General features: G+C 69.8%; 22 protein-coding genes. 9 read left to right on the top strand and 13 right to left on the bottom strand.

All coding sequences use genetic code 11. The annotated features are described in order from the left end of the window. The 3 genes from ACY34J_RS11450 to ACY34J_RS11440 all read right to left on the bottom strand — a co-directional run. Positions 1 to 605, bottom strand: a 605-nt coding sequence (locus ACY34J_RS11450; protein ID WP_462761952.1) for a replication initiator, incomplete at its 3' end; no start/stop codon positions are given. 136 nt (positions 606 to 741) lie between these two features. Continuing rightward, positions 742 to 1,512, bottom strand: coding sequence for an FtsK/SpoIIIE domain-containing protein (locus tag ACY34J_RS11445; RefSeq protein WP_462726375.1), 771 nt, complete (start codon positions 1,510 to 1,512; stop codon positions 742 to 744). Then, positions 1,467 to 2,651 (bottom strand): magnesium and cobalt transport protein CorA, encoded by a 1,185-nt coding sequence (locus ACY34J_RS11440; protein ID WP_462726374.1) that lies wholly within the window; start codon positions 2,649 to 2,651, stop codon positions 1,467 to 1,469. Before ACY34J_RS11440 ends, ACY34J_RS11445 begins: the two co-directional genes overlap by 46 nt. A gap of 289 nt (positions 2,652 to 2,940) precedes the next feature. Here ACY34J_RS11440 and ACY34J_RS11435 point away from each other — a divergent pair, with 289 nt between their 5' ends. Next, positions 2,941 to 3,681, top strand: a complete 741-nt coding sequence (locus ACY34J_RS11435; RefSeq protein WP_462726382.1) for a PP2C family protein-serine/threonine phosphatase — start codon at positions 2,941 to 2,943, stop codon at positions 3,679 to 3,681. A 176-nt stretch (positions 3,682 to 3,857) separates the two neighbouring features. Here ACY34J_RS11435 and ACY34J_RS11430 read toward each other — a convergent pair whose 3' ends face one another. Then, on the bottom strand, positions 3,858 to 4,646 hold the full coding sequence (locus ACY34J_RS11430) for a VOC family protein (protein ID WP_462726373.1): 789 nt from the start codon (positions 4,644 to 4,646) through the stop codon (positions 3,858 to 3,860). Between the two features lie 154 nt (positions 4,647 to 4,800). After that, on the bottom strand, positions 4,801 to 5,706 hold the full coding sequence (locus tag ACY34J_RS11425) for a helix-turn-helix transcriptional regulator (RefSeq protein WP_462726372.1): 906 nt from the start codon (positions 5,704 to 5,706) through the stop codon (positions 4,801 to 4,803). A 93-nt stretch (positions 5,707 to 5,799) separates the two neighbouring features. Between ACY34J_RS11425 and ACY34J_RS11420 the strand changes: the two genes are divergently transcribed. Continuing rightward, on the top strand, positions 5,800 to 7,482 hold the full coding sequence (locus tag ACY34J_RS11420; protein WP_462726371.1) for an AMP-binding protein: 1,683 nt from the start codon (positions 5,800 to 5,802) through the stop codon (positions 7,480 to 7,482). After that, positions 7,479 to 9,101, top strand: coding sequence for an AMP-binding protein (locus tag ACY34J_RS11415; RefSeq protein WP_462726370.1), 1,623 nt, complete (start codon positions 7,479 to 7,481; stop codon positions 9,099 to 9,101). The genes ACY34J_RS11420 and ACY34J_RS11415 overlap by 4 nt, the downstream gene beginning before the upstream one ends. A gap of 103 nt (positions 9,102 to 9,204) precedes the next feature. Here the strand turns inward: ACY34J_RS11415 and gcl are convergent, their stop codons facing one another. From gcl to ACY34J_RS11390, 5 genes are all read right to left on the bottom strand, one after another. Next, positions 9,205 to 10,986: a glyoxylate carboligase gene (gcl, locus tag ACY34J_RS11410; protein ID WP_462726369.1), complete on the bottom strand. Its 1,782-nt coding sequence runs from the start codon at positions 10,984 to 10,986 to the stop codon at positions 9,205 to 9,207. Positions 10,987 to 11,280: 294 nt separating this feature from the next. Next, on the bottom strand, positions 11,281 to 12,021 hold the full coding sequence (locus ACY34J_RS11405; protein WP_462726368.1) for a hypothetical protein: 741 nt from the start codon (positions 12,019 to 12,021) through the stop codon (positions 11,281 to 11,283). 461 nt (positions 12,022 to 12,482) lie between these two features. Further along, the gene (locus tag ACY34J_RS11400; RefSeq protein ID WP_462726383.1) at positions 12,483 to 12,632 is read right to left on the bottom strand and encodes a hypothetical protein; all 150 of its coding nucleotides are present in this window, start codon (positions 12,630 to 12,632) and stop codon (positions 12,483 to 12,485) included. 59 nt (positions 12,633 to 12,691) lie between these two features. Then, positions 12,692 to 13,600, bottom strand: a complete 909-nt coding sequence (locus tag ACY34J_RS11395) for a 2-hydroxy-3-oxopropionate reductase (RefSeq protein ID WP_462726367.1) — start codon at positions 13,598 to 13,600, stop codon at positions 12,692 to 12,694. Positions 13,601 to 13,734: 134 nt separating this feature from the next. Continuing rightward, positions 13,735 to 14,574, bottom strand: a complete 840-nt coding sequence (locus ACY34J_RS11390; protein ID WP_462726381.1) for a TIM barrel protein — start codon at positions 14,572 to 14,574, stop codon at positions 13,735 to 13,737. A gap of 139 nt (positions 14,575 to 14,713) precedes the next feature. On the opposite strand from ACY34J_RS11390, the gene ACY34J_RS11385 reads away from it, so the two are divergent. The 6 genes from ACY34J_RS11385 (at position 14,714) to ACY34J_RS11360 (ending at position 18,908) form a co-directional block, all read left to right on the top strand. Then, entirely contained in the window at positions 14,714 to 14,965 is a 252-nt protein-coding gene (locus ACY34J_RS11385; RefSeq protein ID WP_462726366.1) for a YkoF family thiamine-binding protein, read from the top strand. After that, the gene (locus tag ACY34J_RS11380; RefSeq protein WP_462726365.1) at positions 14,962 to 15,342 is read left to right on the top strand and encodes a helix-turn-helix domain-containing protein; all 381 of its coding nucleotides are present in this window, start codon (positions 14,962 to 14,964) and stop codon (positions 15,340 to 15,342) included. The genes ACY34J_RS11385 and ACY34J_RS11380 overlap by 4 nt, the downstream gene beginning before the upstream one ends. A 159-nt stretch (positions 15,343 to 15,501) precedes the next feature. Then, a complete protein-coding gene (gene uraD, locus ACY34J_RS11375) occupies positions 15,502 to 16,020 on the top strand; it encodes a 2-oxo-4-hydroxy-4-carboxy-5-ureidoimidazoline decarboxylase (RefSeq protein WP_462726364.1) in 519 nt (172 codons plus the stop codon). Beyond that, the gene (gene uraH / locus ACY34J_RS11370; RefSeq protein WP_462726363.1) at positions 16,017 to 16,403 is read left to right on the top strand and encodes a hydroxyisourate hydrolase; all 387 of its coding nucleotides are present in this window, start codon (positions 16,017 to 16,019) and stop codon (positions 16,401 to 16,403) included. Before uraD ends, uraH begins: the two co-directional genes overlap by 4 nt. A gap of 7 nt (positions 16,404 to 16,410) precedes the next feature. After that, positions 16,411 to 17,343: a factor-independent urate hydroxylase gene (gene pucL, locus ACY34J_RS11365; RefSeq protein WP_462726362.1), complete on the top strand. Its 933-nt coding sequence runs from the start codon at positions 16,411 to 16,413 to the stop codon at positions 17,341 to 17,343. A 155-nt stretch (positions 17,344 to 17,498) separates the two neighbouring features. Further along, the gene (locus ACY34J_RS11360; RefSeq protein ID WP_462726361.1) at positions 17,499 to 18,908 is read left to right on the top strand and encodes an 8-oxoguanine deaminase; all 1,410 of its coding nucleotides are present in this window, start codon (positions 17,499 to 17,501) and stop codon (positions 18,906 to 18,908) included. A gap of 199 nt (positions 18,909 to 19,107) precedes the next feature. On the opposite strand, the gene ACY34J_RS11355 is transcribed toward ACY34J_RS11360, so the two are convergent. The 3 genes from ACY34J_RS11355 to ACY34J_RS11345 are packed head-to-tail and all read right to left on the bottom strand — an operon-like array spanning position 19,108 to position 22,950. Beyond that, the gene (locus tag ACY34J_RS11355) at positions 19,108 to 19,503 is read right to left on the bottom strand and encodes a cupin domain-containing protein (protein ID WP_462726360.1); all 396 of its coding nucleotides are present in this window, start codon (positions 19,501 to 19,503) and stop codon (positions 19,108 to 19,110) included. A 49-nt stretch (positions 19,504 to 19,552) separates the two neighbouring features. Further along, positions 19,553 to 20,458 carry a ribonuclease BN gene (locus tag ACY34J_RS11350; protein WP_462726359.1) on the bottom strand — a complete coding sequence of 302 codons (906 nt, stop codon included), beginning with the start codon at positions 20,456 to 20,458 and terminating at the stop codon, positions 19,553 to 19,555. Positions 20,459 to 20,511: 53 nt separating this feature from the next. Further along, on the bottom strand, positions 20,512 to 22,950 hold the full coding sequence (locus ACY34J_RS11345; RefSeq protein ID WP_462726358.1) for a LuxR C-terminal-related transcriptional regulator: 2,439 nt from the start codon (positions 22,948 to 22,950) through the stop codon (positions 20,512 to 20,514). Between the last annotated feature and the right edge of the window lie 58 nt (positions 22,951 to 23,008).

The raw sequence follows: 23,008 nt of genomic DNA, 5'->3' as shown, positions 1-23,008 counted from the left end.
GGGACACCAGCTGCGGCGGCGATGGTGCGGCGCAGGTGGAGCATGAAGCGCGCCCACAAGGCCGGGGCATGGGCGTTCCACAGCACGGCGCCGGGGTAGTCGTACCGCTCGGGGTCGAGCGGGGTGCCGAGGAGCGGGTCACCCTTGGCGTGGGTGCGCCCGCAGCGGCAGCGCACGGAACCGCCCACGCGTCGGCCGTGGACCGGCCCGTATGAGGGTGCGGTGAGGGTGGCGAAGACGCGGGGGTGGGTGGCGACCTGGTCGGGGATGTTCTTGCCGCCGCGCAGGCCGGCGGCGATGAGCTGGTAGGTGTCCTGGCGGTAGAGCTCGGCGCAGGAGGGGCAGCGGGTGGTGCGGCGGTTGCCGCAGCGGACCAGGAGGTGCCCGGCGGGCAGTTCCTTGGACTTCAGTTCGCGCAGGATCTCGCCGGTGAAGGCGTCGATCTCGGTGTACTGGCCTTCGAGCCGGATCGGCTGGGCACAGCCACCCAGGGAGGACAGCTGCCGTACCACGCCGAGCAGGTCGCGGTACCCGGTGAACGTGGGCAGCGCGGCCGTGGCCGGTTCGGGGCGGGGGATTGTGGCGGTCGGGTCGTGCGGTGGCATGCTGGCGGGACCTCTCTGCACTGCGGCACACGCGTGCCGTGGACGGGTATGGGAGGGAGGCCCCGGCAGGGGCGAGGGTTTGGCGACTACACGCCCTTGCCGGGGATCACTGCGAAGCGGGACCAGGAGGCGGCGGTCACGCGGCCTTGTCCAGGTCCACGCGGTCGGGCAGCTCGCGGACCTTGAGCCCTTCGGCGCACATGACGTCGTTGATCTGCCAGCAGGCTTCGGTGGGCAGGTAGACCGAGCGCAGCCGGACCGGAACGCGCATGTCGCCGACGGAGGCGATGGACACACCCTGGGGCATGGTCCGGTCGGCGGCAGTGATGTCCAGTTCCCGGCCGTCGGGGAAGAGGTGCAGGAAGTCCTCGACGGTGTCCATGCGGTGGCAGATCCGGGCGGACAGATTGGTCCGCACGGCGGTGGTCAGCACGTCGGCGGAGGGCTTCTGGGTGAGCAGCCACAGCCGGATGCCGAACTTGGCTCCCTGGCTGGCGATGGCCAGCAGCTCGGCCTCGAAGCGTTCGCGCGCCTTGCGGTCGGGGTGCCGGGTGTAGTTCGCCACCTCATCGATCACCACCAGCAGCAGCGGCAGCTCAGGGCTGAACTCGGTGATGCGGTCGGTACGGCCGGACCAGAACAGCCGCTCCCGGCGCTGCATCTCCTCACGCACCCAGCGCAGGATCTCGGTCGGATCGTCGGGATGGACGGCGTCGGACACCTTGTAGGCGGTACGCCACCAGGGCGCGACCGCACCGAAGTTGGGGTCGATCACGATCAGACGCACGTCCCGCATGAGCGAGGCGTAGGCGAGCAGGGTGTTGACGGTGATCGATTTGCCGGAGCGGGTGAGGCCGGAAACTAGAGCCAGTCCCGCCGCTTGAAAATCACGTACAAAGTGGTGCAAACCAGCACCATCAAGCCGATCGCGAAGGGGTAGCCGAACGCCCAGTGCAGCTCGGGCATCTGGCGGAAGTTCATGCCGTAGATGGTCCCGACCAGCGTCGGCGCGAAGAGAATCGCCGCCCAGGCGGAGATCTTCTTGATCTCCTCGTTCTGTTCGAAGCCCGCTTCCGCCAAGGCCCGCATCTCGGCGTTCTGCTGCTGGCTGACCAGTGTGGCGTTGACCGTCAGGATGTCCGCGAGGGCCTGGCGGAAGCCGTCCACGCGCTCGCTGGTGTGGGTGACATGGTCGGCCACGTCCCGTAGGTAGCGCTGCAGTTCCTCGTCGGTGCCGTACTTCGCGAAGCCGGCCATCAGGCCGTTGAGCATGCCGACCATCGGGCGGGTGGCGCGCTGGAACTCCACCGTTTCGCGGGCGAGTTCGTAGATGCGGCGCGAGACCTCGGGGTCGCCGCGGAAGACCTCGGTCTCGATCTCGTCGACGTCGTTCTGGACGCCGGCCACCACGGGGATGTACCCGTCGACGACCGCGTCCAGGATCGCGTACAGCACGGCCTCCGGGCCGAGGGCCAGCAGCTCGGGGGTCTCCTCCATACGCCGCCGGACCTCCGACAGGTCCGGGGCGGCGGCGTGCCGCACCGTGATGACGAAGTCGGCACCGACGAAGACGTGCAGCTCGCCGAACTCGATGTCCTCGGGGTCGTCGAGATAGCGGGCGGCGCGCAGGACAACGAAGAGCGTGTCTCCGTAGCGCTCCAGCTTCGGACGCTGGTGGGCCTCGAGGGCGTCTTCGATGGCCAGCGGGTGGAGGTCGAATTCCTCGGCGAGGGAGACCAGCTCCGCCTCGGAGGGCCGGTGCAGGCCGATCCAGGCCATGCCCTCCTGCTGCTCCCGCAGCTGCCGGAAGGTGTCGGCCAGCGTGGCGGGCGTGCTGACGCGGACGCCGTTCTGGTACAGCGCGGCGTGCACCACGCTGCCTTCGGCGGCCGGCGGGGCGGAGCCGGCGCTCGCCTGGGGCGGCGCGGCGGACCGGTCTGTGGCCCCGTCTCCGGCCCGCGCCTTGGGCGAGGGCCGAGCCGCGGCGGTACGGAGCCAGGTGTGCTTCCTGGGGGAGAGCAGAGGACGGGGGCGGCGCTCGGACATGACTGTCCCTTCACAGCGGAACGGGCTCGGGCGGACATCGGCACACCTCCGGCACCGCTCCCGGCCGCTGCTAGCGCAGGGACCAGCCGGTGCCGCTCGGCAGGCGACTGGGAGGTTCGCCTGTCATCGCAGACTCACCTCCTGCCTCGAACACATGTCGTCGCATGTCACTGACCACGACAAACGATATACGCCACCCACGCCGTGGTCGAAGCGGTGCAGCGCGGGACGGCCCGGCCGACAATGGAAGAGACGAGCCGGCCCGCCTACCGGGAAGGCGATGACCGCCATGGCCTACATCGTCGTCAGCGCGCTCAGCCACGCTGGTCTGCTGCGTGAGCACAATGAGGACAGCCTCGCCATCGGCCCCTGGACCCTGTGCAGCACTGCGACCGAGAGCCCGCAGACGCTGCTGTTCCCGCTCGGCACACCGCTCGTCGTCTCCGTCGCCGACGGTCTCGGCGGCCATCCGGCAGGTGAGGTCGCCAGCGCTCTGGTCGTCCGCCGGCTGTCGCGGATCGGACCGTTCCTCGACAGCGAGGACGCCGTGCGCGACGCCATCGAGGCCTGCAACAAGGCGGTGTACGACGCCGCCGACGACGATCCCGACCTGATCATGATGGGCACCACGGTCGCGGGGGTGGTGGTGACGGAGGAGTCGGTGCTCTCCTTCAACGTCGGTGACAGCCGGGTCTACGACGCCGGCCCGGACGGCTTCAAAGAGGTGACCATCGACGACAATCCGCCGCTCGCTCCGGGGCAGCGCACCACTCCCATCGTCACGCAAACCCTCGGCGGAACCCCCGAGTTCACTCCGGTCGTCCCGCATGTGACCAGCTCGCCACTGTCCGTCGGCACCCGCCACCTGGTCTGCACGGACGGGCTGAGCGACCCGGTGCCGGACGACCATATCGAGGACATCATGCGCGAGCACGGCGACGGCAGGGCGGCCTTCGAGCTGTGGAAGGCCGCCATGGACGCGGGAGGGCCCGACAACATCACGCTCGCCGTCGTCCGTATCGGCGACTGAGGCCCGCGAGCACCTGGCGCATCGACCGGGATCGCGAGCGCGCCACGCTGGTCGTCGAGCCTTTGCGAAGCTGTCGCACGCCGACCGTGCCGCGCTGGAGGCCGAGGGCGCACGCCTGCTGGAATTCGCCGCGGCGGGCGCCGCCCACGACATCCGGGTCCGGCCCGGTTGATCGCCTACGCGGCTTCCAGCCGCCGCGTGCTCGTGATCACCGCGAAGTCCGCGCCGAATGGATCGGTGAGCCGTGCGAAGCGCCCGACATCCGCCGCTTCCACAGGGTGGATGGCGATCGCGCCACCTGCCTGCTCGGCCTTCGCGGCCACCAGGTCGCACTCCGTCACCTCGATGTACGGAAGCCAGTGCGCCGCCGCCCCGGCGGGCGGCAGGGGCATGACCCCGCCGAAGGACGGGTCCGGCCTGTCCTCGGCGAGGCTCAGGACCGTGTACGTGGTCCCGGCGAAGGGCATCTCGTCGGCCCGCCAGCCGAAGACCGAGCCGTAGAAGGAGCGGGCGCCGTCCGGCTCGGGGGTGTGCAGCTCCGTCCAGCACAGGCTGCCCGGCTCCGTGACCAGCTCCAGCCCGGGGTTGTCACGCGGCTCCCATACGGCGAACTGCGCGCCGGCCGGGTCGGTGAACCCCGCCATGCGCCCTTCGGTGAACACCTCCACCGGCCCGAAGCGGACCGTGCCGCCGGCCTGCTCCACCGCCTTGGCCGTGGCGTCGGCGTCAGCGGTGTGGAAGTACACCGTCCAGGCGCTGCGCGCGCCCTCCTCGGTGAGCGGGCCGACGCCGGCCACCCTCTTCCCGTTGAGCTGGAACATCGCGTATCCGCCCGCTTCGGAGCCGAGCGCCTCCAGCCGCCAGCCGAACAGCTCGCCGTAGAAGGAGGCCGCGGCCGCCATGTCGGGCGTCCCGAGATCGAGCCAGTTGGGCGCCCCGGGGACGTACTCGGTGGTGAGCGTCATGAGCGGCTCCTTCGCGGGCGGGGAACGGAACCTGTCGAGACGTGGTGTGACCTTGTGACCTTGATGGCCGCGTACCCCCCGCCTGACGGCGTACCCCCAGCCTGACCCGGATCCGGTGCCCTCGCACCCTGCTGCGCGACCGCCCCGTGGGGCGCTACGGCAGCAGGCCCGCGCGGCGGGCCGCCACCACCGCCTCCATGCGGGTGTGCGCCCCCAACTTCCGCATCGCCGAGCGCAGATACGCCTTCACAGTCTCCGCCCGCAGCCCGAGCCGCTGCGCCACCGCCGCATTCGTCGCACCCACCGCCACACAGGCCAGCACATCCAGTTCGCGTGGCGCGAGCCGTACCCCCGCGGGGCGGCTCCGGGTCCCCGCGGCGGCAAGCCGGCCGCACACGGCGAGCAGGTCCGCCCGCAGCTCCGGATCGGTGACGCGCGGGGCCAGCGCGCGCAGCTCGCCGTGCGCTTCCCGAACTTCCTCCCACGCCCCCGGGTCGTTACGGTCGCCGCCGGCCGTCGCGGTGGGGGCAGCCAGCGGTGGCAGGGGGACGCCGCCGACTGGAGCGTGGTCCCAGTCGGCCGCCGGGCCGCGCCGCCCGGCCAGCAGACGCTGGGCCTCGTCCCGCACCGCCAGCGTCTGCTCCAGCTCACGGGCTGCCTCCACGGCCGCGTTCAGAGTGCGGTCCCCGAGCGGCAGAGCGTCCCGCAGGGCTCCGTAGAGAACGCCGCGCACCCGCCGCCGTACGACCACCGGTACCGCGAGCACCGCCCGCAGCCCTTCCGCTTCCACCGCCGCGTCGTACTCGTGGCTGATCGTGCGCGCGGTGCGGTAGTCGGTGACCGCGAGCGGGCGGGAGAGGGCCAGCGACTTGCCGCCGAGGCCGTTGCCCGCCGCCACCGCAAGCCCGCGCAGGGCCGCCGTCGCCGCCCCGCTCAGTTCACTGATCCGCACCTGTCTGCCGTCGTCCACCAGTCCGCCGAAGGCGACCGGCAGACCGCTGGTGCGCCGCAGCGTCCGCAGTGCCGTGCGTACCTCGCCCGTCGCGCCCGCCTCCGGCATCGCACACCTGCCCTTCAGCCCCGTTCGGGGGTAGTGAGACACAGTTCACCGATTACACGATGCGAGTGGGCGGTCCCGCAATGAGGAGGACACATGGCGGCAACCAGCGCGACGGAGGAGTTCCGGGAGGCCCGGGACTTCCTGCTGCGGCACCGGGAGGACTACGAGGCGGCGTACGGGGGCTTCCGCTGGCCCCGGCCCGAGCACTTCAACTGGGCCCTGGACTGGTTCGACCGTGTAGCCGAGGGCAACGACCGCACGGCACTGCACATCGTCGAGGAGGACGGGAGCGAGGCGCGGTACTCCTTCGCCGAGATGTCGGCGCGGTCCGACCAGGTCGCGGCCTGGCTGCGCGCCCAGGGGGTACGGGCAGGCGAACGGATCGTGGTCATGCTCGGCAACCAGGCCGAGCTGTGGGAGACGGCACTGGCCGCGATGAAGCTGCGGGCGGTCGTCATCCCCGCCACCCCGCTGCTCGGCCCCGCCGACCTCACCGACCGGATCACCCGTGGCAAGGCCCGCCACGTCATCGTCCGGGCCGAGGACACGGCGAAGTTCGACGAGGTGCCAGGTGAGTACACGCGCATCGCGGTCGGCGGCACGGGCGCCGCGGCAGGTGGCTGGCGCGCGTACGAGGCCGCGTACGACCACCAGGGGGCCTTCGAGCCGGACGGGCCCACCCGCGCCGACGACACCCTCATGCTGTACTTCACCTCCGGCACCACCGCACAGCCCAAGCTGGTGGAGCACACCCACATCTCGTACCCCGTGGGCCATCTGGCGACGATGTACTGGATCGGCCTGCGTCCCGGCGACGTCCACCTCAACATCTCCTCGCCGGGCTGGGCCAAGCACGCCTGGAGCAACCTGTTCGCCCCCTGGAACGCCGAGGCGACCGTCTTCATCCACAACTACACGCGCTTCGACGCGGCGGCGCTCATGGGGCACATGGACCGCTGCGGGGTGACGAGCTTCTGCGCGCCGCCCACGGTCTGGCGGATGCTCATCCAGGCCGACCTCACCCAGCTGCAGGCGCCCCCGCGCGAGGCCGTGGCGGCGGGCGAACCGCTCAACCCCGAGGTCATCGAGCGGGTCCGGGAGGCCTGGGGCGTCACCATCCGGGACGGCTTCGGGCAGACCGAGACGGCCGTGCAGGTCGCCAACTGCCCCGGCCAGCCTCTCAAGCCCGGCTCCATGGGCCGCCCGACGCCCGGCTACGCGGTCGCGCTCATCGACCCCGTCAGCGGCGAACCGGGCGACGAGGGCGAGATCTGCCTCGACCTGTCCGCCGGCCCCGTCGGCCTGATGACCGGCTACCACGGTGACCCCGAGCGCACCGCCGAGGCGATGGCCGACGGCTACTACCGCACCGGCGACATCGGCAGCCGCGACGCCGACGGCTACATCACCTACGTGGGCCGCGCCGACGACGTCTTCAAGGCCTCCGACTACAAGATCTCCCCGTTCGAGCTGGAGAGCGCCCTGCTGGAGCACGACGCGGTCGCCGAGGCCGCCATCGTCCCGGCCCCCGACCCGCTGCGGCTGGCGGTCCCCAAGGCGTACATCGTCCTCGCCGAGGGCTGGGAGCCGGGCCCGGAGACCGCGAAGGCGCTGTTCGCACACTCCCGGGAGACCCTGGCGCCGTACAAGCGGATCCGCCGCATCGAGTTCGCCGACCTGCCCAAGACCGTCTCCGGCAAGATCCGCCGGATCGAGCTGCGCGAGCGCACCGCAGAGGGAAGCACCGCCGAATACCGCGAGGGGGACTTTTCATGACCGAGCTCTCGTACAGCAGCGGCACCGGCGACCGGCCGCTGCTCGGCGACACCATCGGCACCAACCTCGACCGGGCCGTCGCCGCGCATCCGGAGCGGGACGCACTGGTCGACCTGCCCTCCGGGCGCCGCTGGACGTACGCCGAGTTCGGGAAGGCGGTCGAGGAGGTCGCGCTCGGGCTGCTCGCCAAGGGCGTGGGCAAGGGCGACCGGGTGGGGATCTGGGCGGTCAACTGCCCGGAGTGGGTGCTGGTGCAGTACGCCACCGCCCGCATCGGCGCGATCATGGTCAATATCAATCCGGCCTACCGCGTACACGAGTTGGAGTACGTCCTGCGGCAGGCCGGCATCGAGGTGCTGGTCGCCTCCCTCGCGCACAAGACCAGCGACTACCGGCGGATGGTGGAGGAGGTGCGCGGTGCGTGCCCCGCGCTGCGCGAGGTCGTCCACATCGGCGACCCGACCTGGGAGGAGCTGGTCCAGGCGGGCAGCGCGGTCCCGCGTGAGCGACTGGCGGCCCGTGAGGCCGAGCTGAGCTGCGACGACCCGGTCAACATCCAGTACACCTCCGGCACCACCGGCTTCCCCAAGGGCGCCACCCTCTCCCACCACAACATCCTCAACAACGGCTACTGGGTCGGGGAGATGGTCGGCTACACCGAGCACGACCGGATCTGCCTCCCGGTGCCCTTCTACCACTGCTTCGGCATGGTGATGGGCAACCTCGCAGCCACCAGCCACGGCGCCTGCATCGTCATCCCGGCCCCGTCCTTCGACCCGGTGGCCACACTGCACGCCGTCGAGCGCGAGCAATGCACCTCCCTCTACGGCGTACCGACGATGTTCATCGCCGAGCTGAACCTGCCCGACTTCGCCACCTACGACCTGTCCACGCTGCGCACCGGGATCATGGCCGGATCTCCCTGCCCGGTGGAGGTGATGAAGCGGATCGTCGCCGAGATGCACATGGCCGAGGTCTCCATCTGCTACGGCATGACGGAGACTTCGCCCGTGTCCACCCAGACGCGGCGCGAGGACGACCTGGAGCGGCGTACGGGTACGGTCGGCCGGGTGCTGCCGCACCTCGAGGTGAAGGTCATCGACCCGGCGACGGGAGTGACCGTCCCGCGCGGCGAGCCGGGCGAGCTGTGCACCCGCGGCTACAGCGTCATGCTCGGGTACTGGAACGAGCCGGAGCGCACGGCCGAGGCGATCGACAGCGGGCGCTGGATGCACACCGGCGACCTGGCGGTGATGCGGGAGGACGGCTATCTGCAGATCGTCGGCCGGATCAAGGACATGATCATCCGGGGCGGGGAGAACGTGTACCCGCGGGAGATCGAGGAGTTCCTGTACGGACATCCGAAGATCGCTGATGTGCAGGTGGTCGGAGTCCCGGACGACAGGTACGGGGAGGAGATCCTGGCCTGCGTCATCCTGCGCGACCCCGCCGAGACGCTCACCCAGGAGGAACTGGCCGCATACTGCCGGGGCCGGCTCGCGCACTACAAGGTGCCGCGCCATCTGCAGGTCCTGTCGGCCTTTCCCATGACGGTCAGTGGAAAGGTCCGCAAGGTGGAGCTGCGCGAGCGCTTCACCGAGCAGCCGGCGCGGCACTAGGGTCGCCCGGCGATGGGTTGGTGCCGTCCGGCGGCGCGAGGTACGGGCGCGACAGGAATTTCGCGCCGCCGGACGGAGTGTGCGGGGTGGAGCGGAAGCGCCGTCAGCTCTTGAGCGGCTTGATCGCGGTGGGCGCGTGGCCCGGCTCGGTCGCGATCTCCTCCCATTCGTTCACCTTGTCGATGTCGGCGGCAGCCATCGAGATGTTGGTGATCCGCTCCAGGATGGCTTCCACGACCACCGGGACCCGGTGCACGGCGGCGAGCTTCTTGGCCTCCTCCAGCGCCGACAGCAGGTTCTCCGGTTCGGTGACCCGGATGGCCTTGCAGCCCAGACCCTCGGCGACCTTGACGTGGTCGACGCCGTAGACGCCCAACTCGGGGGAGTTGATGTTCTCGAACTCCAGGTTGACCTGGTAGTTGATGTCGAAGTTCCGCTGCGCCTGGCGGATGAGCCCCAGGTAGGAGTTGTTCACCAGGACGTGGACGTAGGGGATCTTGTGCTGTGCCCCGACCGCCAGCTCTTCGATCATGAACTGAAAGTCGTAGTCGCCGGACAGGGCGACGACCTGCGCCTCCGGGTCCGCCTTGGCGACACCCAGCGCGGCCGGGATGGTCCAGCCGAGCGGGCCGGCCTGGCCGCAGTTGATCCAGTGGCGCGGCCTGTAGACGTGCAGCATCTGCGCGCCGGCGATCTGGGAGAGGCCGATGGCGGTGACGTACCGGGTCTCCGGGCCGAAGGCCTTGTTCATCTCCTCGTACACGCGCTGCGGCTTGATCGGCACGTTGTCGAAGTGGGTACGGCGCTGCAGCGAGGCCTTGCGCTCCTGGGTGGAGGCGGCCCACTCGCTGCGGTCCGGCAGCTTGCCCTCGGCCCCCAGCTCCTTCGCCACCTCGACGAACAGCTCCAGTGCGGCCTTGGCGTCCGAGGCGATGCCGTAGTCCGGTGCGAAGATCTTGCCGATCTGGGTGGGCTCGATGTCGACGTGGACGAACGTACGGCCCTGGGTGTAGACCTCCAGGCTGCCGGTGTGGCGGTTGGCCCAGCGGTTGCCGATGCCGAGGACGAAGTCCGACTCGAGGAAGTTGGCGTTGCCGTAGCGGTGCGAGGTCTGCAGACCCACCATGCCGGCGTTGAGCTCGTGGTCGTCGGGGATGATGCCCCAGCCCATCAGGGTGGGGACGACCGGGGTGCCGGTCAGCTCGGCGAACTCCGCCAACAGGTCTGAGGCGTCGGCGTTGATGATGCCGCCGCCGGCGACGATCAGCGGGCGCTCCGACGCGTTCAGCAGTGAGACGGCCTTCTCGATCTGGGCGCGGGTCGCGGACGGCTTGTAGACCGGCAGCGGCTCGTACGTCTCGGGGTCGAACTCGATCTCGGTCATCTGGACGTCGATCGGCAGGTCGATCAGGACCGGGCCGGGGCGGCCGGAACGCATCAGGTGGAAGGCCTGCTGGAAGACGCCGGGGACCTGCGCGGCCTCCAGGACGGTGGTCGCCGCCTTGGTGACGGGCGCCGCGATCGAGGCGATGTCGACGGCCTGGAAGTCCTCCTTGTGGATCCGGGCGGTCGGCGCCTGGCCCGTGATGCACAGGATCGGTATGGAGTCGGCGATCGCGGAGTACAGGCCGGTGATCATGTCGGTGCCGGCCGGGCCCGAGGTGCCGATGCACACACCGATGTTGCCGGCCTTGGTCCGGGTGTAGCCCTCGGCCATGTGGGAGGCGCCTTCGACGTGCCGGGCCAGGGTGTGGTTGATCCCGCCGCCGGCCTTCAGGGCCGCGTAGAAGGGGTTGATGGCCGCGCCCGGCACACCGAACGCGTTGGTCACGCCTTCACGCTTGAGGATCTCAACTGCCGCGCGGGCGGCGGTCATTCGAGGCATCGAGTACTCCTGGGTCGACCGTCATAGGCGGGCTCTCGCGAGGGCCGGAGGGGCACGGCTTCCATGATGCGAAAGATATGTTCTGCAATATGGAAGCAATGTAAGGATGCGGCGGTCCGCGCGTCAAGGGAGGGGTGATGTGTTCGGAGGTGCCCGGGCTGCTCGCAGGGGTGATGGGCGCCATGCGGTTGCCCATGTGATCGCGCAGCTGAGCGGGTCCCGCCGTCAACGGGCGATGGTGACCTGCGCGTTCATCGCTGATGTGGCGTCAGTAGGCGGCGGGGCCGCGTCCGGTCACGGACCCCAGTCGATCAGGTCGTCCGCGGCGTCATTGACCGGCTGCGGAGTGCCGGTGAGGTCCATGACGAAGAGCGGGATGCGGAGTTCATCGGCGCGGGTACGAGCATCCCGGGTATAGCCGGCGAGGGAGAAGAAGACGCTTGCCGCGGACTGGGTGAGGCCGTGGAGCCACAGGCATTCGACGTCGCGCAGAGTGGTGGGCCGGGTGGTGGGGTCCACCTGGGCGATGACGCCCGGGCCGCACAGATCCGCGCCGAACGCGGCGGTGTCGTCGGCGATCTGTACGTCCCTGTAGCCCAGCCACTTCATGTACTGTGCGGCCGCGGTGATCGCGTCTCGGCTGGTACGGATCGTCACCGGCCGGAAGGCCGGGCGCAGTACGGCCGCGGAAGGCGGCTGGATTCGCTCGGTGGGCTCGGAGCCGGCGCCCGGTGTGGCGCGGACGGCACCGGCGGTGCCCGAGGCCGGCACCGCCGTGGATGCCACGGGGACGAGCAGGATCGTCCCGCAGGCGCAGCCGAGTTCGGGGCGTGGCCACTGGTCCTCGCGGCCGCAGGAGCCGCACTGTACGCGCACCCAGGAGTCGTCCCAGGTGCGGTGTTGTACGGGGAGCGGCACACCGCCTCGGAGTACGGGCAGGGTTACCGGCGAGCCGCAGGCGCAGGGGAAGGTGGGCGGCGTGAACGAGTGCTCGCGGCGGCACGCCGGGCACCGCACCGGCACGCTCTCTGCCACGTCGCCTCCCACGGGGTCTGATGCGGCGTCGAAGGGTTTTCGGACGCTTGTGGCTTGGACCCCATGTTCTCTGATGCGTCACGCTTTGGGGAGTGAATTGAGCCGTTTCCCCGGACCCCGGCCCCGCTCACTCGCCCCGTCAGTCTCCCAGTGAGGGGAACCACCGGCTTCAGCCGGTGGAGCCGGTGGGGGGAATCGCTTCCCTGGCCTGTGGTATTTCCTTTCGTCCCGCAAGGGATCGGTTCGGGCTGGACCGCAACCCTCGGGTTGGAAGCCCCCTCCTTTCAGGTGGGGGAGCGGAGTCACTTGTCCGCAAGGGACCGGTTCGGGCTGGACCGCAACCCTCGGGTTGGAAGCCCCCCTTCGTGCAGATGGGGGATCGGAGTCACGACAATCCGTACCGCCCGGCCACCCCTCATTGGACCGGACGGTACGGACATCCCTAGCGAACTGACTTTACGTCAGTCCTCTCGCAGCTCGCGGACCTTGGCCTCGACGCGCTTGCCGTAGTCCGGGTCGGCGGCGTGGAAGTGGGCGAGGTTCTTCTCGATCACATCATCGCGGCCGACCTTGACGGCTGCGAAAAGCGACAACAGTTTGTTGAAATCCAAGGGGCGGCGCCTTGGGCGCGACAGGACAGTGTCGGTGCCGCCACCCGGAGCCGGAGTGGTCAGCCGTCGACCCTGGTGCCGGACAGCCGCTCGACCGCGCGCAGCAGTGCGGAGTGGTCCAGGCCCCCGTCGCCCTGGGCGCGCAGCGAGGCGACGAGTTGGGCGACGACGGCGCCGACGGGCAGCGCGGCACCGACGTTGCGGGCGGCGTCGGTGACGATGCCCATGTCCTTGTGGTGCAGGTCGATCCGGAAGCCGGGCTTGAAATCCCGGTTGAGGAAGTTGGCCTTCTTGCGGGTCAGGACGGTCGAGCCGGCCAGACCGCCACCCAGCACATCCAGCGCGGCCTCGAGGTTCACGCCGGACTTCTCCAGGAAGACCACGGCCTCGGCACAGGCCTGGATGTTGACGGCGACGATGAGCTGGTTGGCGGCCTTGACCGTCTGGCCGGAGCCGTGCGGCCCGCACCGCACGATGGTCTTGCCCAGTGCCTCGAAGATCGGCTTGGCCTCCTCGAAGTCCGCCTGCTCGCCACCGACCATGATCGACAGTACGGCCTCGATGGCGCCGGCCTCACCGCCGGAGACCGGGGCGTCCAGGACACGGATGCCCTTGCCGGACTCGGCCGCGGCCTTGGCCAGGTCGATGGAGGTCTGCGGGGTGATCGAGGACATGTCGATCAGCAGGGCACCGTCCCTGGCGTTCGCCAGGATGCCGTCCTCGCCGTAGGCGATGGCCTCGACCTGCGGAGAGGCCGGGACCATGGTGATGACGACGTCGGCGTCCTTGACTGCCTCTGCGATGGAGGCGGCCGCGGTGCCGCCGTTCGCCTCCAGCCGGTCGAGCTTCTCCTGCTCGAGGGTGAAGCCGGTGACCTGGTAACCGGCCTTGATCAGGTTCTCCGACATGGGGGAGCCCATGATGCCGAGGCCTATCCAGGCAATCTTCGGGAGTGCGGCGGTGCTCATGGCGTCCTCTCGCTGGGGTTGTGGAAGGGGGCGCCTCATCAGGGCGCAGGGCGGTCGGGCATTCGGCCGGCGAAGCCGGGCCGCGCAGGCAGGGGCCGCGCGGGGGGTGAGCCCGCGGGCGGCGCGCGTACGGATCAGCGCACGGCGCGCTGGTTCGCCGGCAGCCACCCGAAGGTTTCGGCGCTGGGCGCGTCGCCCGGCTTGTACTCCAGGCCGATCCAGCCGTCGTAACCGGCCTTCTTCAGGCGGTCGAGGAGGTCGGTGAAGTCGAGCTCCCCCGTGCCCGGGGCGCCACGGCCGGGGCTGTCGGCGATCTGTACGTGCCCGGTCTTGTCGGTGTAGCTGTCGATGATCCGGTGCAGGTCCTCACCGTTCATCGACAGGTGGTACAGGTCCATCAGGAACGCGGCGTTGCCGAGCCCGGTGGCGGCGTTGACCTTGTCCACGATCTCGATCGCGGGCTCGGCGCTCACCAGCGGGTACAGCGGCGACTCCGGCTTGTTCAGGGCCTCGATCAGCAGGATCGCGCCCACCCGGTCGGCGGCGCGGGCCGCGATGACGAGGTTCTCCAGGGCGAGCTCGTCCTGGGTCCCCGCGTCCACGCCCTCGACGCGATTGCCGTAGAGCGCGTTCAGGGCCTTGCAGCCCACCGACTGGGCGAAATCGGCGGCGATATCGACATTGGCGCGGAAGCGGTCGGACTCCGTGCCGGGAATGGACAGCGCGCCCCGGTCCGGGCCAGGCAGCTGACCGGCGTAGAAGTTCAGGCCCACCAGCTGGGTGCCGGCGTCCCGCAACGCGTCCCGGAGCGTGTCGAGTTCCGCCTGCTCCGGGACGGGGGAGTCGATCCACGGCCACCACAGCTCAACCGCGGTGAAGCCGGCCGCACGGGCAGCCGCGGGTCGCTCCAGGAGCGGGAGCTCGGTGAACAGGATGGAGAGGTTCACATCGAAGCGCTGGTCCGTGACGCCGATTTCAGGGAGGGCCATGAGGGCGGCGCTCCTTCCGTATTGCGGAAGCTTATTTCTGCTTAATGGAAAGACTCTAAGTGACGCGGCGAGGCTGTCAAGTGGGGCTGCCTGATATGCGTAGTGGCGCAGTAGGTTGAGGGACGTGAGATTGAGGGTTGAGTTCACGACCGAGCCTTTCGACCTGGACCAGGCGCCGCCTCATGCGGTGGTCGCCCGAGAGGTCGTACAGGCCGCCGAGCTGGATGCCGTCGACGTCGGCCCGTTCGGCAACACCGCGGAAGGTGCGGCCGACGAGGTGCTGACCGCCGTCGACGCGCTGCTGCGCAAATCCCTGGAGGCGGGTGCCACCAGGGTCTCGCTTCAGGTCAATGTGATCGCGGACGGTGAGAGATGACCGCGCCCGAGGATCACCCGTTCGTTACGGCGGTCAAGCCTCTCGTTGACGCCATGGGCGGCGAGATGGTGGCCCCGGAGCTGGCGACGGGCGACGATGTCGTCCTGGCCTGGGAGGGGCAGGATGTGCTGGCCGTGCGGCTGCCTCACCTGTCCGACTCTCTCGACCACATCCTCGCCGACCTGGAGCGCCGGCATGGTGTGCCGCTCTCGCAGCTCGATCGGAAGACCAAGCAGTCGGTCGTGCGGATCCTGGAGGCGCGCGGAGCCTTCTCCGTGCGGCATGGGGTCGAGACCGTGGCGGCCGCCCTCGGGGTCAGCCGCTTCACCGTATACAACTACCTGAACCGGGAGAACGCAGCCAAGGGTGACAGCTGACCCCCTGGCACCCGCACCGGCCGCCGTCCGGGATGACCGGGCGGCGGCCTTTGTGCCGGGAGAATTTCAACAAAGTGTTGACGTGGTGTTGTGTGAGGGCGTTAGCTAGGCGAAGCCCGTCCAGCACAAGGCCACGGAGGACCCGTGTCTTCGAGTTCGATGGCGAGTCCCGCAGACGGGGGACTTGCCCGGTTCAACGCCTCCCAGGAGAGCGCGGCCCGCGCCGCCCTGCACGAGGTGTGCGCCAGTTCCGCCTGGGTGAGCAAGCTGCTGGCCCAGCGCCCCTTCGCCACGGCCGACGCCCTGCTCGCGGCGAGCGACGCCGCCATGGCGGACCTCGCCGCCGAGGACCTGGCCGAGGCCATGGCAGGGCACCCGCCGATCGGGCGTCCGAAGCCGGGCGATGCGACCTCCGCCCGTGAGCAGCGGGGGATGGCCGGCGCTTCCGAGGAACTCAAGGCGGAGATGCTCGAGCTGAACCTGGCCTACCAGGAGCGCTTCGGCCATGTCTTTCTGATCTGCGCCACCGGCCTGACCGGCGAGCAGATGCGCGACGCGCTCCGTCACCGGATCGACAACTCGCCGGAACAAGAACGCGAGATCGTCCGAGAGCAGCTGGGCAAGATCAACCGCATCCGGCTGACCCGCCTCGCAGAAGAAGGAGCCGTTACGCGATGAGCACCGACACCACGGCTTCGGTGTCCACGCACATCCTGGACACCAGCGTCGGTCGCCCGGCCGAAGACGTCGCCGTGCGGCTCTCCGCGCGTGCGGACGGCGGTGAGTGGACCGTCCTCGGTGCCTCCACGACCGACGCTGACGGGCGCTGCAAGGACCTTCCGGTTCCGCCGGAGGGCGCCACCCATGTGCGCCTCGACTTCGAGACCGAGGCGTACTTCGCAACCAAGCAAGCCGAGGAACAGCAGGACGCCCCCCGCGTAAGGGACAGCGGAGCCTTCTTCCCGGAGGTGGCGATCACATTCGCCGTCAAGCCGGGTGAGCACTACCACGTACCGCTGCTGCTCAACCCGTTCGGCTACTCCGTATACCGAGGGAGCTAGCACCGACATGCCCACCACGCTCGGCCAGAACCAGTACGGGAAAGCAGAGAACCGCGTCGTCAAGATCACGCGGGACGGCGACACCCACCACATCAAGGACCTCAATGTCTCGGTCGCCCTCTCCGGCGACATGGACGAGGTCCACTACTCGGGCAGCAACGCCACCGTGCTGCCGACCGACACGACCAAGAACACCGTCTTCGCCTTCGCCAAGGAGTACGGGATCGAGTCGGCCGAGCAGTTCGGCATCCACCTGGCACGCCACTTCGTGACCAGCCAGGAGCCGATCAAGCGGGCCCGTATCCGAATCGAGGAGTACGCCTGGGACCGGATCGAGGCCTCCGAAGCCGACTCACGCTTCATCGGGGCCGAGGAGGTCCAGCACTCCTTCGTCCGCAAGGGCCAGGAGATCCGCACCGCCCAGATCACCTTCGACGGTGATGAGTGGGAGGTCATCACGGGCCTGAAGGACCTGACGGTGCTGAACTCCACCAACTCGGAGTTCTGGGGCTACGTCAAGGACAAGTACACGACCCTGCAGGAGGCGTACGACCGCATCCTCGCCACCGATGTGCACGCCCGCTGGCGCTACAACTGGACCAGCGACGAGCAGCGGATGCCCAACTGGGAGAAGAGCTACGCCCAGGCGCGCAAGCACCTGCTGCAGGCCTTCGCCGAGACCTACTCCCTCTCGCTGCAGCAGACGCTGTACCAGATGGGTTCGCGGGTCATCAACAGCCGTGCGGAGATCGACGAGGTCCGCCTCTCGCTTCCGAACAAGCACCACTTCCTGGTGGACCTGGAGCCGTTCGGCCTGAAGAACGATACCGCCGACGGAGCTGTCTACTTCGCCGCGGACCGTCCGTACGGCCTGATCGAGGCCACCACCCTGCGCGATGGCGCCGAGCCGCGGATCCCGGTCGACATGACCAACCTCTGACACGGGTAGCCGCGTCCCCGGGGTTGCCCCCGGGGAACCGGCGCACAGGAGGTAACTCCCATGGCACAGCCCGCACAGCCGGCGGCCGACGCCGCTCACATTCCCCAGGGCCTTGCCGTGCCCACACCGCCACTGACAGAACACGAGAAGGCATCATGGCAACGCAGCCAGCACCGGCAGCCCCTGACAGCGTGGCCCGGCGCATCGTCATCGAGAACTGCGCCATCGCGACCGTCGACGCGCACGACACCGAGTACGCCACCGGTCATATCGTCGTCGCCGGCCACCGCATCGAGTCGGTGGGCCCGGGAGCTGCCCCCGACCATCTGGAGAACGTGGTCCGCCGGATCGACGGCACCGGCCATCTGGCCACCCCCGGCCTGGTCAACACCCATCACCACTTCTACCAGTGGATCACCCGCGGACTGGCCCAGGACTGCAACCTCTTCAACTGGCTGGTCTCCCTCTACCCGGTCTGGGCGCGCATCGACGAGCCCATGGTCTACGCGGCCGCCCAGGGTTCGCTGGCGATGATGGTGCGCGGCGGCGTCACCACTGCCATGGACCACCACTACGTCTTCCCGCAGGGCGCCGGCGACCTGCTGGGTGCCGAGATCCGCGCCGCCCAGGAGATCGGCGTCCGCTTCACCGCGACCCGCGGCTCCATGGACCGCGGCGAGTCGGACGGCGGCCTGCCGCCGGACTTCGCCGTCGAGACCACCGACGCCGCGCTGATCGCCACCGAGGAGGCGATCGACACGTACCACGACGCCTCCTTCGGCTCGATGCTGCAGATCGCCGTCGCGCCCTGCTCGCCGTTCTCCGTCTCCACCGAGCTGCTGCGCGAGGCCGCCGTACTGGCGCGGCGCAAGGGCGTACGGCTGCACACCCACGGCTCGGAGACCGTGGAGGAGGAGCAGTTCTGCAAGGAGCTGTTCGGCATGGGCCCGACCGACTACTTCGAGAGCACCGGCTGGCTCGGCGAGGACGTGTGGATGGCCCACTGCGTCCATATGAACGACTCCGACATCGCGGCCTTCGCCCGCACCCGCACCGGCGTCGCCCACTGCCCGTCCTCCAACGCGCGCCTCGCCGCCGGCATCGCCCGCGTCCCGGACATGCTCGCCGCCGGTGTGCCCGTCGGCCTCGGCGTGGACGGCACCGCCTCCAACGAGTCCGGCGAGCTGCACACCGAACTGCGCAACGCCCTGCTGATCAACCGCCTCGGTGCCCACCGCGAGAACGCCCTGAACGCCCGTCAGGCGCTGCGGCTGGGCACCTACGGCGGGGCTCAAGTCCTCGGCCGGGCGCAGGAGATCGGCTCCCTGGAGGCCGGCAAGCTCGCCGACCTGGTGCTGTGGAAGGTCGACGGCGTCGGCCACTCCTCGATCGCCGACCCGGTCGCCGCCCTCGTCTTCGGCGCGGCGGCCCCGGTGACCCTCTCACTGGTGAACGGCAAGCCGGTCGTCGAGGACAACCACCTCACGACGGTGGACGAGGACGCCATTGCCCGCAGTACGCGGGAGGAGGCTCAGCGGCTCGCGCGCATCGTCGCGGCGGAGTGATCCAGGGCCGGACCAGGAGGGGACACCCCTCCACCTCAGCAACCGGCCGGGAGGGACGGCTCCCGGCCGGTGGCCGCGGACCCGAGCGGGGTCCGCGGCATCCGGATCCGGGGGACGCGGGCAGCCCGCCCGCGTCCCCCGGGGACGGTCGTACCTCCATGCCACCCGCCCTGCAGAAGAGCCGGGTGGCAAGGGCAATTCACATCAGCTCGTGGCCCACGGTGCTGTCCACATGGTCCGGGATCTCGCCGTCGTGCCGGTCCCCGGTGGTCGAGGTGCCCGAGGGCTCGAACATGAGGATCGATCCGCCCGGCGACGACGGCTTGTGCTCGGTTCCCTTGGGCACCACGAATGTGTCGCCCTTCCGGAGCTGGACTGTGGTCTCGCTGCCGTCGGCGCCGCGCAGGGCGATGTCGAACCGGCCGTCGAGGACCAGGAAGAACTCGTCGGTGTCGTCGTGCACGTGCCAGACGTGCTCCCCTTCGGTATGCGCGATCCGTACGTCGTAGTCGTTCATACGGGCCACGATCCGCGGGCTGTAGACGTCCTTGAACGAGGCCAGTGCTTCGGTCAGGTTGACGGGTTTCGCATCCATGCGATCCATTCTCCGCCAGGCCCGGGCACGGTGTCTTGTACGTTCTTCCTCATCTCGGACGCCGAGGACCTCTGATGGGAGCTTCACGCCTCAGTCGTTCCGTCAGCCTGGTGAACCACTGCGAGGAGGCCACGATCTGGCCGACGGCGAGTCCCACCACCGCGATGGCGAACACCACGATGAGCCAGGAGAGCAGGGTGAAGACGGGCCCGAGGGGACCGTACTCGGCGAAGCTGCGGTCCATGGCTCTCGGCATGACCAAACGGGAGACGTAGCCCAGCAGGACGGTAGCGGTGCCGGTCAGTACGGCGCCCGGCAGGAGCAGCAGCCACCCGATTCTGCCGCCCAGCAAGAGGTGCTGTGTCCACCACCACAGCAGAATGCCCGAGAGGAGGGAGAGGACCAGCCCGGCCACGAACCCGGCGCCGAAGCCCCTGCGCAGAGGCGCCTGCACGAAGAGCACCGCCATCCAGACGAGCACCCACAGCAGCCATCGCCAGGCCACCACGCGTACGCCCGCTCGCGGCAGATTCCAGCACCGTTCGCAGACCGACTGCAGAGCCCGGCTGAACGCTGTCGCGGAGACCAGGGCCACGATCACGCCCACGGCGCCCGAGGAGTTCTTCACCGTCTCTGAGGCGAAGAAGGGCTGTTTCACCTCGTCCAGTGCTTTACCGTGCATGCCCACCGTCGTTCGCAGGGAGTCGGTCATCAGGTTCTGCAACTCCCTGGGCATGAACGCCGCCACCACCATCAGCAGCGGCAGGGCCGCCAGAAACGCCTGTGCGGCAAGCCGGATGGCGGCTTCCAGCGTGTTCACAGCCAGCAGGCGCTGCAGCAGTCCGGCCGCGAGCGGTGTCCGCGTCCGGGCCAGGATCCGTTGGAGCCGTTCGCGGACTCCGCCGTCCGTGCCGTGTGGGCGGCCACGCGGCCGATGCCGTTCCCGCGCGCTCACCGCGTACCTCCATGTCCCGGCCGAAGGCCGGCCGGCTGTGTCATTCGGGCAGATCAGAGAAGATGCAGCTCCTTTCCGCGCAGGACCGCATCGCGGCGGCGGGAGACGCAGAGTTTGCGGTAGATGCTTCTGAGGTGCGTCTTGACGGTGTTCACCGACAGATGAAGTTCATGGGCGATCTCGTCGGTGGCCATCATCTGCGCGACGAGCTCCAGCACTTCGCGCTCACGGCCGCTCAGCGGCCGCAGCGCCTGATTGGCGCGCCCCGCCGAGCGGTGGGTCCGGGCCAGTGCGGCGCTGCGCGCCGGACCGCCGGAGCCGGGGGTGGTGACGACACCGATAGCCGACGCGGCGTCCCCACGGGCCAGATCGATCGCCGAGTGCGCCATGGACAGGCGCTCAGCGGACCACGACGCCCGACAGGCCCGATCCCCGTCGCGGAGGGCTTCGAGGGCTGCTTCCCACTGACCCCGCGCCAGCGCCAGGCGGGACCGAAGGATCGCCTTCTCGACCGTCAGGACCGGGTCGTCCTCCCGGGCATCGGGGGTGGCCTCGGCCAGGCGAAGGTGGTGCTGGGCACCCTGGAGGTCACCGCGCTCGAAGGCAACGGTGGCCAGCGCCAGATGAGCGGCCCCTGAACGCCCCGCCGCCGGTATTCCGTGCTGTTCGGCGACCGCGACGGAGCGCAGGGCGTGGCCTTCGGCGGTGACGAGCCATCCGCGGATGCTCTCGACCAGGGCGAGCCGGGCAAGGGCGTCGTGTCGTACGGTGCCGGTGCTGTCGGAGGTGCAGGCCGTGACCGCGTCGCTGAGGACGTGCCGGGCGTCCTCAAGGCATCCGGTCCGCAGGAGGGTGCAGCCGAGACCGTAGCGCCGAAGCGCCTCGATTTCCGGGTGCTGCTTGAGCCGGAACTGCGGGACCTGCTCCATCAGTTCCTCGACCTGGCGCGCCGTTTCCGCGGCGGCAGCTCTGCCGCCGCGGTCGCCCTCATCCCCGTACGGCTCGGAGAGGAGCCGCAGCAGAGCGAGGGCGAGTCGCACCTCGGGCTGCGCTCCCTCGTCCCACAGGTGGTGCTCGGCCTCGGTGAGCCGCTGCCGGCAGCCCGCCGGGTCGTGCTGGGACAGCCGGCATGCTGCCGTCACGATGGCGGGTTCCGCTCCCTGCACGTCGGCGGGGATGCGGGAGAAGAGCCCTTCGAGCCGGTCGGCCTCGGGGCCGGTCAGCAGATTGCCGATCATCAGGTGCTCGATGGCCTTGGCGGAGCCGTACTGCCAGTCGCCGGCTGCTGCCGCGTGCCCCAGGGCTTCGCCGATCCGGCCGGCGTCCGCCAGCCATCGTGCTGCCCGGCGGTGCAAGCGCGGTTGCAGGCCGGGCCGCTGCGCGCGCAAGTGCATGTGAAGCACCTCGGCGAACAGCGGGTGAAAGCGGCACCAGGGAGTGTCCGCCACGGGTTCGACGAAGGCGTTGGCGCGAGCGAGTTCCGTCAGAACCCGCTCCGCGTCCTTCCGCCCGGTCAGGGCATTGGCGAGGTCGGGGTGCACCTGGTCGAGGATGCTGGTGCGCAGCAGCAGCTCCTGGGTGCCGGTTGGCTGCGCATGGAGTACCTCGGCGAGCAGATAGTCGGCCACCGCGTGCTGGGAGGCGGCGAACGACCGGGCGAAGCCGTCCGGATCGTCGGACCGCTGCATGGCCAGAGCACAGAGTCTGAGCCCGGCGGCCCAGCCCTCGGTTCGCTCACTGAGGTCGCTGACGGTCTCACGCGTCGGTGACAAGCCGTGCCGGCGCAGCAGCGCCTCGGCCTCAGGCGGGGTGAAGGCCAGGTCTGCGCCGCGGATCTCGCTCAGCCGGTCCTCGGCACGGTAGCGGTGGAGCGGCAGCAACGGGTCGACCCGGCTGATCAGTATCAGGCGCAGCCGCCCTCGTACGTGGTCCAGCACGAACTGCAGGGACTCCGGCACCTCGCGACCGGACAGCTTGTCGAGTCCGTCGAGTACGAGCACCACCGGTTGGGGCAGGCGGTCCAGAACGCAGCAGAGGCGAGCGAGGAGGGAGTGACCGACGTCGCCCGGGCAGGCCGGGGTGCTGACCTCGTCCGGTAGCGCCAGAAGATGACGCCGGAAGGCTTCCAGTACGTAGGCCCAGAACACACCAGGTGCGCTGTCGTCGGCGTCGAGGGTGAGCCAGACGGTCGGCCCAGGTGCTGTTCCCAGGCGCGTCCAGGACGCGGCGAGTGTGGTCTTCCCGGAGCCCGCCGGGCCGGTGATCAACGTAACCGGCCCGTCCGTACCGCCCTCCAGCCGGTCAACCAGCCGCTGCCTGCGGACGAACGTCCGAGGCAGAGCCGGGACCGAGAATTTGGCAGCGAGCAGTGGATCCCCGGTCGGGGCCAGCGCCGGAAGGGAGGTGCTGTTGCCGGGGGTCGTTGCGTCGATGCGGGAGGTACGGGTGTGCCCGCCGCCTTCCGCGGCTGCCGGGGCCTGGTGAGGGGACATGACTGCTGGGTGGAGCGGTGCCCCGTGATGTTGTGCGTGTACTCGCGATCGGCCCCCT

The organism is Streptomyces sp. HSS9-12 (genome assembly GCF_054963655.1).
The sequence above is the reverse complement of the archived record's forward strand: the minus strand, read 5'-3'. Positions and strand labels throughout refer to the sequence as shown.

Coding starts and splice junctions, on each gene's coding strand:
- ACY34J_RS11440 (WP_462726374.1), bottom strand. CDS start 2,651: ATGTCCGAGCGCCGCCCCCGTCCTCTGCTCTCCCCCAGGAAGCACACC.
- ACY34J_RS11435 (WP_462726382.1), top strand. CDS start 2,941: ATGGCCTACATCGTCGTCAGCGCGCTCAGCCACGCTGGTCTGCTGCGT.
- ACY34J_RS11430 (WP_462726373.1), bottom strand. CDS start 4,646: ATGACGCTCACCACCGAGTACGTCCCCGGGGCGCCCAACTGGCTCGAT.
- ACY34J_RS11425 (WP_462726372.1), bottom strand. CDS start 5,706: ATGCCGGAGGCGGGCGCGACGGGCGAGGTACGCACGGCACTGCGGACG.
- ACY34J_RS11420 (WP_462726371.1), top strand. CDS start 5,800: ATGGCGGCAACCAGCGCGACGGAGGAGTTCCGGGAGGCCCGGGACTTC.
- ACY34J_RS11415 (WP_462726370.1), top strand. CDS start 7,479: ATGACCGAGCTCTCGTACAGCAGCGGCACCGGCGACCGGCCGCTGCTC.
- gcl (WP_462726369.1), bottom strand. CDS start 10,986: ATGCCTCGAATGACCGCCGCCCGCGCGGCAGTTGAGATCCTCAAGCGT.
- ACY34J_RS11395 (WP_462726367.1), bottom strand. CDS start 13,600: ATGAGCACCGCCGCACTCCCGAAGATTGCCTGGATAGGCCTCGGCATC.
- ACY34J_RS11380 (WP_462726365.1), top strand. CDS start 14,962: ATGACCGCGCCCGAGGATCACCCGTTCGTTACGGCGGTCAAGCCTCTC.
- uraD (WP_462726364.1), top strand. CDS start 15,502: ATGGCGAGTCCCGCAGACGGGGGACTTGCCCGGTTCAACGCCTCCCAG.
- uraH (WP_462726363.1), top strand. CDS start 16,017: ATGAGCACCGACACCACGGCTTCGGTGTCCACGCACATCCTGGACACC.
- pucL (WP_462726362.1), top strand. CDS start 16,411: ATGCCCACCACGCTCGGCCAGAACCAGTACGGGAAAGCAGAGAACCGC.
- ACY34J_RS11360 (WP_462726361.1), top strand. CDS start 17,499: ATGGCAACGCAGCCAGCACCGGCAGCCCCTGACAGCGTGGCCCGGCGC.
- ACY34J_RS11355 (WP_462726360.1), bottom strand. CDS start 19,503: ATGGATGCGAAACCCGTCAACCTGACCGAAGCACTGGCCTCGTTCAAG.
- ACY34J_RS11345 (WP_462726358.1), bottom strand. CDS start 22,950: ATGTCCCCTCACCAGGCCCCGGCAGCCGCGGAAGGCGGCGGGCACACC.